This window comes from Rhodoferax sp. LS1R11 (genome assembly GCF_056521395.1).
The window spans coordinates 16,416-28,798 of record NZ_JBWMAW010000008.1 but is presented as its reverse complement, the minus strand read 5'-3'; the positions used below and the strand labels follow the sequence as shown (position 1 = coordinate 28,798).

The 12,383-nt window shown below is 55.5% G+C and carries 11 protein-coding genes; 6 read left to right on the top strand and 5 right to left on the bottom strand.

The window, feature by feature from the left end; all coding sequences use genetic code 11:
• Positions 1-60 precede the first annotated feature (60 nt).
• Positions 61-846, top strand: coding sequence for a S1 family peptidase (locus AC097N_RS11195; RefSeq protein WP_479581096.1), 786 nt, complete (start codon positions 61-63; stop codon positions 844-846).
• Between the two features lie 24 nt (positions 847-870).
• On the opposite strand, the gene AC097N_RS11190 is transcribed toward AC097N_RS11195, so the two are convergent.
• The 5 genes from AC097N_RS11190 to galE are packed head-to-tail and all read right to left on the bottom strand — an operon-like array spanning position 871 to position 7,183.
• Positions 871-2,166, bottom strand: coding sequence for an N-acyl amino acid synthase FeeM domain-containing protein (locus tag AC097N_RS11190; protein ID WP_479581095.1), 1,296 nt, complete (start codon positions 2,164-2,166; stop codon positions 871-873).
• A gap of 14 nt (positions 2,167-2,180) precedes the next feature.
• On the bottom strand, positions 2,181-3,473 hold the full coding sequence (locus AC097N_RS11185; protein ID WP_479581094.1) for a GNAT family N-acetyltransferase: 1,293 nt from the start codon (positions 3,471-3,473) through the stop codon (positions 2,181-2,183).
• 35 nt (positions 3,474-3,508) lie between these two features.
• Positions 3,509-4,987 (bottom strand): mannose-1-phosphate guanylyltransferase/mannose-6-phosphate isomerase, encoded by a 1,479-nt coding sequence (locus AC097N_RS11180; RefSeq protein WP_479581093.1) that lies wholly within the window; start codon positions 4,985-4,987, stop codon positions 3,509-3,511.
• A gap of 46 nt (positions 4,988-5,033) precedes the next feature.
• Entirely contained in the window at positions 5,034-6,125 is a 1,092-nt protein-coding gene (locus tag AC097N_RS11175; protein WP_479581227.1) for a nucleotidyltransferase family protein, read from the bottom strand.
• Positions 6,126-6,163: 38 nt separating this feature from the next.
• Positions 6,164-7,183 carry a UDP-glucose 4-epimerase GalE gene (gene galE / locus AC097N_RS11170; RefSeq protein WP_479581092.1) on the bottom strand — a complete coding sequence of 340 codons (1,020 nt, stop codon included), beginning with the start codon at positions 7,181-7,183 and terminating at the stop codon, positions 6,164-6,166.
• A 164-nt stretch (positions 7,184-7,347) separates the two neighbouring features.
• On the opposite strand from galE, the gene AC097N_RS11165 reads away from it, so the two are divergent.
• The 5 genes from AC097N_RS11165 to AC097N_RS11145 all read left to right on the top strand — a co-directional run bounded on the left by AC097N_RS11165 (position 7,348) and on the right by AC097N_RS11145 (position 12,383).
• Positions 7,348-7,518, top strand: coding sequence for a helix-turn-helix domain-containing protein (locus AC097N_RS11165; protein ID WP_479581091.1), 171 nt, complete (start codon positions 7,348-7,350; stop codon positions 7,516-7,518).
• Positions 7,519-7,546: 28 nt separating this feature from the next.
• Complete coding sequence (locus AC097N_RS11160; protein WP_479581090.1) at positions 7,547-8,833, top strand: N,N-dimethylformamidase beta subunit family domain-containing protein; 1,287 nt, start codon at positions 7,547-7,549, stop codon at positions 8,831-8,833.
• A 249-nt stretch (positions 8,834-9,082) separates the two neighbouring features.
• Complete coding sequence (locus tag AC097N_RS11155; protein ID WP_479581089.1) at positions 9,083-9,715, top strand: polysaccharide biosynthesis/export family protein; 633 nt, start codon at positions 9,083-9,085, stop codon at positions 9,713-9,715.
• Complete coding sequence (locus AC097N_RS11150; protein ID WP_479581088.1) at positions 9,712-11,199, top strand: GumC family protein; 1,488 nt, start codon at positions 9,712-9,714, stop codon at positions 11,197-11,199. Before AC097N_RS11155 ends, AC097N_RS11150 begins: the two co-directional genes overlap by 4 nt.
• Complete coding sequence (locus AC097N_RS11145) at positions 11,196-12,383, top strand: glycoside hydrolase family 5 protein (protein ID WP_479581087.1); 1,188 nt, start codon at positions 11,196-11,198, stop codon at positions 12,381-12,383. Before AC097N_RS11150 ends, AC097N_RS11145 begins: the two co-directional genes overlap by 4 nt.

The window sequence follows — 12,383 nt, the reverse complement described above, 5'->3', positions numbered from 1 at the left end:
AAGAGCACGAAGAGTTTGTCTGCACATGGCTCAACAATAGAAACAACGGATATTTAAAAAATGAACAAAAGACTATTTCTCCTTGTTCTCATAGGTGTCTTCTTTGCAGGGCCTCTCAGAGCAGACCTTTCTAGCACCATTACCAAAATCAAACCAGCGGTCGTCTTGGTCGGGACCTTTAATGCCACCAGCAACCCGCGCTTCGGCTTGAGAGGCACAGGATTTGTCGTTGCCGATGCTGGCCAAGTCAAAAGTAATCTGGTCATCACCAACGCCCATGTCCTCCCGCAATCGGCTGACGTGGACGTGAATGCGACTTTGGTCGTTCAGAGTGGCGCCGGTCAAAACGAATTGCAGATGCGCGTTGCCACGGTGCTCGAAGTGGACAAAGTTCATGATTTGGTTTTACTGCGCTTCGACGGCGCTGCCATACCCGCTTTCAACGTGCGAGATTCCGATTCGGTCCGAGAGGGGCAGGCGATTGCCTTTATCGGGTTTCCGATTGGGGGGGCGCTGGGCTTCTCACCCGTGACGCATCGGGGTATTGTGTCGTCGATTGCCGCGGCGGCTTTGCCAACCCCATCGGCTCAAAAGCTTAACGAACAAACGATACGTAATTTGCGTAGCGGCGATCGGTTCAATGTATTTCAGCTTGATGGGACAGCCTATCCTGGTAACAGTGGTGGCCCCATGTTTGACCCTGAGACAGGCGATGTCCTGGGAGTTCTCAACATGGTGTTCATCAAAGGAACCCGTGAATCGGCTTTGACCAACCCATCGGGGATTAGCTATGCGATTCCGTCCCGATATGTACTGGAGTTACTCCGGAGAAACAAGAAAGACTGAAGCCAAGCCTGGTAACGACTTGCTTTATGACGTGAGAAACCGAGTGGCATTGTCCATATCTTCATGGGTTGCGCCTGATTTCAAAACACCAACGAACTTGCGCCAGGACAAGTCGGTTTCCGCCAGTTTGAAACCATAGATGCCGTATGGCCCAGTGTATTTGCCGTGCACTGGCATGGCCTTGATGACAGATTTTTCATCCATCCCGAGCTGAATTGTGGCTTGTCCCCACACTTGGGTGGGCAATGGTTCTTTTGAGCGAGCCAAGAAACCATCTTCTGATATCTCAATGATGCGTAAGTCGTAAGGGTCTGCGGCCTCTCGTCCGGTTGTCGTAAAACTGGCCGGGCATTTGAGTGAGTAGCGTCGATGCTCACGCTGGCGAATTCGAAAATTGGACTCAGAGAAAAACGCTGGCAGTACAGACCTGTACTCAGGAATGTTGTAAATGCAATGCAACAAACCCTTTTCTCGTTCGTTCAGGTGATCAAACGTTTGTGTGCGCTGATTGAAAAAATAGTCTAAGAGATCAGGTGTCATTACCGGATCATTGGTTGTGTAGTAACGCCTGCGGGGCATCACAATATTGCGCAATCGAGTCCGCCTGAAATACAAATACAAATTCTTTCGGCGCGTGCGCTTCCCATAGACCTGCTTAAGATTACCTGGGGCCTCTTGTAAATCCAGGCAGGCACCGACAGCCGGTGCGCCATTTACAAAATCATAGTTTTTAACTGAGGCTTGTTCCAGCCGCTCGAACAACAAGAGTGATTCATACATTTCAATCTTGTTGGGGTTGACGGCAATTACCAGGTGGCGGGTATCAAAAAAAGTCGTGCAATAGTCATACATGAACTTCATCAAAGGGAACAGGATCATGCCCCCTGTATTCCTGAACTTGGGGTGAACAGCCAGCGCCGAGACTTCCGCCAATTTTCCTTCCTTGGCACGAATTTCCTGCAGGTCAAAGATAGACTTCAACGGAAACCCGAATACGCTCTCTCTGATCAGGGACAAGGTGCCAACCACTTCACCGTCAAACTTGGCGCACAGTGTAGTCGTCGTTGGGAGCGCATGGTAAATGTTGACCCGCATGCCTGAGGGGTGGGGCACCATGAAGCCGCTGCCAACATAGGCGTCGTGCAAAAGCTTGAAACAAGCTTCCAGTTCTTCCTTGGTCTCTGCAATTTTGAGAACCAGCCGTTTGTCTGGTCTGGGGTCGCAATCGACAAAAGAGCGGTAGAGCGCAAATCGCCATACCTTTGGAAGTACCGAAAAAATCTTGCGTAGAGTATGGTGAAGGAGTCTCTTGGGGCTCAAAGCGCGCGATCTTGTCATGACAGCAAAAACCGGGTCGCATATTCCAGGTCCTCATGCGTCGCGCCCGATTTCAGGGCGCTGACGAATTTACGCCAAGCCAAATCGGGCTCGGCGAGTCGGAAACCGTAAAACCCCTCAAATCCATTGGCTTTTTCCCGTATGGCCATGACTTTCACGGTTGACCTTTCTGCCTGCCCCAATTGAATTGCTGCCTCGCCCCAAGTATGAAGCGGCAAAGGCTGGAGAGACTTGGCCTGAAATCCATATTCGGACAACTCCACGATTTCAAGCTGGTGGCTTTCAACATCAACCTGCAGGGTTCCCGGGCATTGGACGGTGTACCGCTCGTGTTGTCGAAGCCAATGCTGGCGCGTCACCTCAGACGGCATTTCGGGCAAAACGATTTTGTAGGCAGCGAGGTTGTAAATGGCGTGCAAAAGGCTCTTCTTGCGCGCCTCAAGCTGGGAGAAGACCTTGGTCTTTTGATTGAAAAAGTAATCAAGCAAGTCCGGCGTCATCACGGGATCATTGGTCGTGAAATAACGCCGGTTGGGAACGACAATATTGGGCAGCACGGTTTTGACGAAATACTGATGCAAATTTCGACGTTCCTTTTTCTTTCCATAAGTGCGTGCAAACACTGCAGGAGCGCCGTACAGGTCCAATGAAGCACCGACAGCTGGCGCCCCGTTGGCGAAGTCATAGTTGGCAATCGAGCTCTCCGACAGTCGGCGGAAAAACAGGAGTGATTCGTACAACTCAATCCGGTTTGGATTGACTGCAATGACGAGGTGACGCGTGTCAAAAAAAGTCGTGCAGTAGTCGTACATGAACTTCATGAGCGGGAACAGGATGGCACCTCCTGTTTTCCGGAACTTGGGGTGAACCGCAAGCGCCGATACTTCTGCAATGTTGCCTTTGTTCGCACGAACTTGACTCAGGTCAAAAATGGATTGCAGGGGAAATCCAAAAAGACTCTCCCTGATCAGGGACATGGTGCCAACCACTTCGCCGTCAAACTTGGCGCACAACGTGGTGGTGGTAGGTAAAGCATGGTAGATCGTAACCCGCATACCTGACGGGTCGGGCTTCATGAACCCGCTACTAACGTAAGAATCGTGCAATAGTTTGAAACAAGCCGCTAACTCTTCCTGAGTCTCCGCAATTTTTAGAACGAGGCGGGGGTCCGGATGAGGGTCACATTCGACGAATGAACGATAAATGGCAAATCGCAATGGCCGGGGTAGAAATGAAAACAGGTTGCGAAGGCGTTGATGAACGACCTTGCTTGCTTCCTTATTTTTCACGTCTTGTCCCCATTCAAACGCGGGGCTGCAAGCAGCTACCGCCCATACACATCCTCAAACCGAACAATATCATCTTCACCCAAGTAAGATCCTGACTGCACCTCGATCATCTCCAATGCAACGCAGCCGGGGTTTTCAAGCCGGTGGGTGGTCCCCAGTGGAATGAAGGTTGACGCATTCTCTGACAATAAGAACGTGTTGTCACCCATGGTTACCTTGGCAGTCCCGCTGACGACAATCCAGTGTTCTGCACGGTGGTGGTGCATTTGAAGCGACAGCGTACCGCCGGGTTTCACCACAATGCGCTTGACTTGAAAGCGTGCGCCCGCATCTACACTGTCATACCATCCCCAAGGGCGGAACACCTTGCGATGGATCGTTCCCTCAGTGCGTCCCTGCTTTTTCAGGCTGTCCACAATTTTTTTCACATCTTGGGTCTTGTCTTTGTGCGCCACGAGAATGGCGTCTGCGGTTTCCACCACCACCAGGTCACTCACACCAACACAGGCGATCAAGCGCCCCTCCGAAAGAGCCAGTGTGTTGTGACAATCCTGTAGCAAGACATCACCCTGAGCAACATTCCCAGAGGCATCTTTGGGCAATACCTGCCACAAAGCATCCCAGGCACCGACGTCAGACCATCCTGCCGTGAGCGGAATTACGACACCGGGCGGCAATGCGCTGGCGCCTGTGACCGGCTTGATAGCATTCGCGGCAATACGCTCCATCACTGCATAGTCGATGGAGTCGCTCGGGCAGTTGGCAAAAGCTTCCTTGCCTACGCGAACAAACTCACCGTCTGTCGAACCCTGGTCCCAAGCCGTCTGGCAGGCCGCCAGGATGTCAGGTCGACATACGCGGATGGCGTCCAACCACACTGAGGCTCGCATCATGAACAATCCGCTGTTCCAGAGGTAAGAGCCCTCGTCAAGGTAGGTCTGTGCTGTGGCAGCGTCGGGTTTTTCGACAAATCGGGCGATGACTTTGGCCGAAGATTGTGTTGCCTGAGCGGAGTTGGGTTTGTACGCCCCTCCCGATTGGATATAGCCGTAGCCGGTCTCGGGGGCATCAGGTGTGATGCCAAAGGTGACGATGGCGCCGTTCGCTGCCAGGGAGGCACCTTGGCTCACCACGCTCTGGAATGCCACGACATCGACAATGACGTGATCAGCTGGCATGACCAGTAGCACTGGATCTGCTCCGTTTTTGGTAGCGGATAACGATGCAAGAACAAGGGCTGGAGCTGTATTTCTCCCTGTTGGTTCCAGGACAATAATGCCAGGTTTTCCCATCAGGCGAAGTTGCTCGGCAATGACAAAACGGTATTCTTCGTTGCACACGACCATGGGTGGCGCCAATTCCGCCCCTTCTGTGCCTTCCACCCGGCGTACCGTGGCTTGAAGCAGGGAATCGTCGCCAATCAATGGCAGCAATTGCTTGGGATATTTCTCACGAGAGAGGGGCCACAGGCGCGTGCCAGAGCCGCCAGATAAAACAATGGGTTGAATCAACATGGGAATCCAGTTTTAAAGTGGGAGATGGTGTGAAGCGGAGCAGCTTTCATGCCCGCGCGTCACCCCAGCGCAGTTGGGAGGTGTCGTCACCGCGGTACAGGGTCTCACCCCGACGGTCCACGCAGTAGTTGGGTGACACAATCATTTCGTTGAACCGCATGTCGGCGGCAATGCGCGTGTACTCAAACAAGACGCTTCGGGTCACGTTAGCGCCTGACCGCACATGGCAACCGTTGCCAATCCAGGCTGGTCCTGTGATCACTGCGCCAGGCTCGATACGGGCGCTCGAGCCGATGTACACCGGTCCTTCGATCGTCACTTCATCCCAGGCAATGGAGGTGTTGAGTCCGACCCAGACGCCGGGTTTGATTTCACGTCCGGGCATGTTCACTTCGGCCACTTCGCCGCGCAATACCCGTTGCAAGACGGACCAGTAATCACTCACCCGTCCGATATCGATCCAGTTGAAAAACCTGTTCTGCGCATAAAACGGCAGACCTTGCTCGACCAGGTGAGGGAACAGCTGCGAACCGATGTCGTAAGGTTTGCCTGAGGGCACCATGGACAGTACTTCGGGTTCAAAGATGTAGATGCCCGTGCTCGCCAGTCTCGACTTGGCTTCGGCGGGTGTTGGTTTTTCCTGAAAAGACTGAATCTTGCCGTCTTCGGCCGCCACGACAATGCCATAGGCCTGAACATCCTGCAGCGGCACGTCAAGAGCCACAACACTGGCAATCGCCCCTTTGGTCTTGTGTTCGTAGAGGGCCGCACCAATGTCCAGGTCGATCAGCGCGTCGCCACACAGCACCAGCGTTGTTTCATCAAAGAAGCCGCTGAAGTCCTGAATGCGACGCATACCGCCAGCCGAGCCCATGGGCCGGGGCAAGATGTCACCATGGTCCAGCACGCCTTCGTAGGAGTAGCCAATTTCGACGCCCCAGCGGTGCCCATCGCCAAAATAGCGTTCTATTTTTTGATGATGGTAGGCAACGTTCACCATGATTTCCTTCACCCCGTGGCGGGCCAGATGCTCAATCTGGTATTCCATCAGCGGCTTGCCCAGAATCGGCACCATTGGTTTGGGCAAGTCCTTTGTCAAGGGGCGCACCCGCGTCCCTTGTCCCGCTGCCAAAATCATTCCCTTTGCCATTTTATTTCCCTTTTTAGTGATTCAATTCAGGATGATGTGTACCCGTTTGGGTTTGCGCTTTGCCAACGCCACGAATCCAAGCACATGGTTGGCAAGTCGCGTTTGGCCTGCCAACCCAGCAGTGCCAAGGCCTTAGCCGGATTAGCGTAGCATGCAGCTATGTCGCCTTCACGACGGGGTGCGACTTTGTACGGCACTGGCTTGCCACTGGCCTGCTCGAAGGCCCGCACCATGTCCAGGACGCTGTAGCCTACGCCAGTGCCCAGATTGATGGCTGTGCACTCGGCGTGTTTCTCCAGTCTTTCCAATGATTTCAGGTGTCCCAGGGCGAGATCGACCACATGGATGTAATCGCGTACACCCGTACCGTCCGGCGTGTCATAGTCGTCACCCCAGACGTTGAGGAATTCGCGTCGCCCCACGGCCACCTGTGCAACAAAGGGCAGCAGGTTGTTGGGGATGCCTTGGGGGTCTTCACCCATCAGACTGCTGGCGTGTGCGCCTACCGGGTTGAAATAGCGCAGGATGCCGATGCGCCAGACCGGGTCGCTGCGGTGCAGGTCACGCAACATCTCTTCAATCACCAGCTTGGTCTGGCCGTAAGGGTTAGTGGTTGACAACGGGTGGTCTTCGGTCAGCGGTAGTTGCTGTGGATCACCATACACCGTGGCGGACGAACTGAAAACCAGCGTCTTCACGCTGCATTTCCCCATCGCTTCAAGCAAACGGACGGTTCCTACGACATTGTTGTCGTAGTAGGCGAGAGGCTTTTGTACTGATTCGCCCACCGCCTTGAGTCCGGCGAAATGGATTACGGCGCTGGCCCCACTTTGCCTGAGCGCCGCCTCCAGCGCCCTTGAATCCCGGATGTCACCTTGAACAATATCAAGTTTTTTCCCCGTGATGCGCTGCACGCGCTCCAACGATTCGGGTTGGCTGTTGCTGAAATTGTCAAAAACTGTAACGCTGTGCCCCGCCATCAGCAACTCAACGCAGGTATGCGAGCCGATATAACCGGCGCCGCCGGTAACAAGAATCATGGTCATGGCTTACTCTGAAATTAGGAGAAGAGTTTAGTCTGTGTACGGCGCACCTGAAGGACAGGAGCGCAGTCGCCGTAAGTGAATGTGGCAGATGTAATTTTTCAGAGTCACCGTGAAGTTGACCCCATTTCGCGGACGCCTTATTGTTCTCAAAGAAGGAGTCCGAAATGCCTATTACCAAACCGCCGTATTCGGCGCAATTTCGTCAACAGATGGTCGAACTGGTGCAAGCTGGGCGCAAGCCCGGTGACCTGGCCAAAGAATTCGGCTGTCACATCACCAGCATCTTGAGTTGGGTACGCAAGGCGCAGCGTCGCCAACTGATGCCGGCCCACTGAGCGCGGTTGAACGACAGGAGCTTATGGAGTGCGTCGCAAGTACCACCAAGTCCAGATGGAGCGTGGGCGGATTCAACCGGTCGTCGCAACGGGGGGGAAGAGTCTTTACGCCTACAACTCCTCGGCGGGGGTGCCGGCGAATAAAGTTTCATTTGACAGACCTCATTCAGATCCATTGAATCTGGCATTCGACCCTTGGCAGGCACCTTTTGTGCGTTGGCTTGCCACGAATGGCGTCAATGCGGATTTCTGCACCAGCATTGACCTGCACCAAGATGCAGCGGTGTTGACTGGGTCTCAGCTGTTCTTGACGGCGGGTCATGATGAATACTGGTCGCGTGCAATGCGCTCTAAATTGGATGCCTTTGTCGCCACTGGCGGCAATGCCGCCATTTTCAGCGGCAACACCTGTTGGTGGCAGATTCGCTTGGAGGCCAATGCGAAAGGGGCCGCCAACCGCTCCCTGGTTTGCTACAAGTCACGGACAGCAGATCCAGACACACGCGAGCCTTTCAAGACCACCAACTGGATTGATCTGGTACCGCCAGAGCCGGAGAACAGCACCATCGGTTTGGGCTGGCACCTAGGCGCCTCCTGGACCAACGCCTACACCCGGCCGGATACGCCCTATGTTGTTCATCGAAGTGAGCACTGGATCTTTGAGGGGACGGGTTTCGGAAGTGGCGCGCGTTTTGGAGGCGCCTACTCTGGTTATGAAACCGATGCGCTGGCCTTTCGCACTGGTCTGGATGGCCATGCTTACCCGACTGCTGTTGACAAAGCCCCTGCAACACTTCGTATTCTGGCCCTTGCAGATGCGAGCACATGGGATGCCCAAGCCAAAGCGCTCGGCCTTGGGGGGGAGAAGTCAGGGTATGCCGCCATCAGCATTCACTCGCGCGGCGGAGCGGCTGGCGCCGTATTCAATGGTGGAACAACGGATTGGGCGAAGGCTTTGCAGCCGGAGCTTGACGGACAGATCGCCACCCCCTTCAGCCGCATCACACGCAATGTTGTGACGCGACTCAGCGCGCGCCATCTGGAAAGTGCCGATGTCAAACGGTGGCATAACCCGCAAATCAATGGAGACGGTGATCGCTATCTTTTCAGTTTGAATGCCAATCTTGGTTATGGCTGGCTCGCGGATGGCGTTGCGTTCCATGCGTTTGCTACGAATTTGGCGGGGACTGTTGCTGTTTACCAACATCACATCGTCCAGGCCAACGGCGATGGTTGGCGCTTCTTTTACTCGCCGAACCTGAGTGAGTCAAGTTGGACTTTCGATGGCGTGGCTTTTTTTGTGCCAAGCACCTGATGTCTTAGAGAGTACGAGTCAGGCTCAGCATGAATATACGAATTCATTCGTTACCTATTTCACGTCAATCGAATTTCATTCAATAGGTTGAAACGAAAGTTCACAACCATCCGGTAACATATCTTGGCAGTTGTATCAATATGTACAAGCTGTTTTAATTGGCTGATGTTCTGCCGGCGTTTATCTAGCATGCACTTTTTATATCGATTTTTCGGATTTCTTGGCGTTCTTATTTTCGCCTTTGCGTCCGTGACACAAGCCTCTGAAGACGTGGTGACCCCAGTGGGTACCGGGTACCGGGTGGCCGTCAATGACGAACTGAACTTCCGGTTTTTTTACTTGCCAGAATTCAATACGGTAGCTACGGTCCGTACCGATGGCCGCGTGTCACTGCCGCTGGTTGGCGAGGTGCCGGTCGATGGCCTGACCGTGGCCGAATTGACTGAACGGGTTGAGCGGCTCATGTCTGCACACGCCCGTCGCCCGCAGTTGATGATCAATGTTCAAGGGGGAACTTCCCAGCGCGTTTTTGTCGGAGGTGAGGTGATTCGGCCGGGAGTGCAGCCCTTACAGGGTCCGTTAACGGTTTTGCAGGCGGTCATGGTCGCCGAAGGTCTCAAGGACGGGGCGCAGCCTCGTGAAGTCATCGTGCTGCGGCGCGGACCTGCGGGCTCGCGCACTGTGTTGCCGGTTGATCTGAGTGCTGCGATGAACGGCAGTGATCTGTCACAAGACCTGTTGCTTCAAGCCTACGACGCCGTCATTGTGCCTCGCAGCGGGATCGCGAATCTTGGTCTGTGGGTTGACCAGTACGTCAAGCGGGTGCTGCCGTTCAGCCTGGGGTTCAGCTACACGATCAACAAGAATGGATCTATTCAATGAACTCGGGACAAGCTGGCCAGAACCGCTTTGATTCAGTCCCTTACGCCCAGCGGGGCACCGCATTGCTGGAGATACTCACCGTTTTCTTCAAGGACAGTCGGCGCATTGGTACTGCTTTTTTGATTTGCCTGGCACTGACCGTCGTCATCTCGCTATTGCCGTCCAAAAAGTACACCTCTGACGCGGCGCTGCTGCTTCGTTTGGGACGCGAATACGTTTACACACCCGAAGTCGGCGACACCAATACGGGCACCCCCATTGCGTATGACCGCGAGCAGACCCTGTTGGCGGAGGCAAAAATACTGACCAGCCGTGAAATCAAAACCAGCGTGCTCGACAAGATGGGCGTAGCGCAGATATACCCCAATCTTGAGGCGGCTGACCCGGACAAGCAGCGCAATGCGGCATTGCTGGCCTTTGAGCGTTCCCTGGATGCCGAACTCCTCAAGGGCTCCAATCTCATGCAGGTCAGCTTCACCCACACCAACCCCGAAGTGGCGGCCAAGGTGCTGACGCAGGTGATTGACGCCTATTTGCAGCGGCGCAGTGTCATTTTTGCGTCTGCAGCGTATGGTACCGCCGAAGCCGACTTCGTGGCGCGTACCATGCAACTCAATGCGGCCGAGGCCAAGCTGGCGGCGCTGAAAGGTGAACGCAGTATTCGTGCCTTTGGCGAGGAGCAAAGCCTGTTGCTGGCGCAGCGCAACACGCTTGAAATGCGCCAGGCCGACACCGCGCTGGCCCTGGCCCAGTCCAATGCCCGCACGGCCTCCCTGAAAGACAGTCTCTCGGGTTTGCTGGTGGATGTGACGCTCTCCAGTGAGACCCAGCGCAGTGAGGCCATCGAAAACGCGCGAAAACTGATGCTGGATCTGAAGTTGAAGGAGCGCGACTTGAGCGCCAAATTCCTTGACAGTAATCTCACGGTGCAGGATGTGCGTGCCGATATTGAGCGTACCAATGCCTATATCCGCGAGCTGGAAACCAATCCGACACGTACGGTGCGTACCGGCCGAAGCCCGGCCCGTGATGTCGTCGAATCAGATCTCCTTCGAACTTTGGCCGATACCCGACAGGCACGCGCGGGCACGTCCGCCCTGGTAGCGCAGCGAAATGCCATTGACAAGCGTCTGGCCGCTTTTGCCGCCACTGAAATTGAACTCCCTGCGCTGGAGCGCGAGCGCAGGTTTGCCGAAGTGAACTATGACGCAGCGGCCAAACGTCTGCGAGATGAGCAGGCTCTGGAAGACCTTGACCGCAAGCGCCGCTCCAATGTGAGCATCGTGCAGGCGCCGGTGGTTCCGCTGCAAGCCAAGACCATGCAACCGATCATCCTGCTTGTCGGTCTCTTCTTAAGCCTCTGCGCGGCGCTGCTCACCGCGTTTTTGAGTGCGTTGCTGCGCGACACCTTTCTGACCCCTTCTCAGGTCGAGCGCCGGCTGGGTCTGCCCTTGCTGGCCGCAGTACCCGAGGGCCGGGTGTGACCCCAGCGCGTGGGGCAACGCGGGTCAAGAGCGATCTTGACCGGCGAGAGGTCTTGCGGCGACTCGCCGGTTCGGGCGTCGCGCTCGTGAGTGCTTTTTCAGCTCCGCCCAGTGCCGGCGCTTCCACCCCTGAACACCCAGAGTTGCGTCGCGGCATCAATCTCACGCACTGGTTCGAGTACGAGCAGGGGCAGGCAGTGTCTGTGGGCGAGTTGCGCATGCTTCGCCATTCGGGTATGGACCATGTGCGTATTCCCGTGGACCCGGTTGTGGGTGGATGGCGGCCAGAGGTCGGCGCAGTCCTGCGCTTCCTGCCCGCCTTGCGCCTTGCCGTTGAGCAAGCTTTGGGTGCTGGGCTCGACGTTGTGCTCGACTTGCATCTGGAGCCCGCCACCAAGCAGCAAATCGAAAACGACACAGGCGCCGAGGCTGCTTTGCTAACCCTCTGGTCACAGCTGGCGCGTGCTTTTGCTGACCTCCCGGCAGGGCGGATTGCCTTTGAGCTCTTCAATGAGCCGCAGTACTACGGGTGGCGCGCTTTACGCTGGCCCGCGCTGCAGCAGCGTTTGTTGCAGGCATTGCGCACGCAGGCGCCAAGGCATCTGGTACTCCTGAGCGGCAATGAAGGCGGTAGCCTCAAAGGCTTGAGCCAGCTGCCCCTGGTTCGCGATGCGGCCGTGGCTTACGTCTTTCATTACTACGACCCATTTCTGTTCACCCATCAGGGTGCTCACTGGCTGGACACCCGGTACACCACGGCTGGCCTGTACCACGGAGTGCGGTATCCCGCCCAGTTCCAGGTAGCCGGACCTGCGCGACTGAATCAACCGCATCCCCGAGCCGCACAGGAAATAGCCCAATACCTCAAGGACGATTGGGGTCCGCAACGCGTGCGTGCCGATCTTGATGTCGCTGGCCGATTCGCGAAAACCCATGGCGTGCGCGTGTTATGCAATGAGTTCGGCGCCATTCGCGCGCATGTCGATGTACCGTCCCGCTACCGCTGGATGATGGACGTTCGCAGTGCACTGGAAGCCAACGGCCTTGGTTGGACGCTATGGGATTACACGGACATATTTGGCATTACGGCGGAGTCTTCCCAACTCCATAAAACAGGCATGCGCACGCTGGAGCCAGAAGCCGTGCGTGCGCTGGGCTTGATGCCGGCGAGTGTCGTGCAGTAA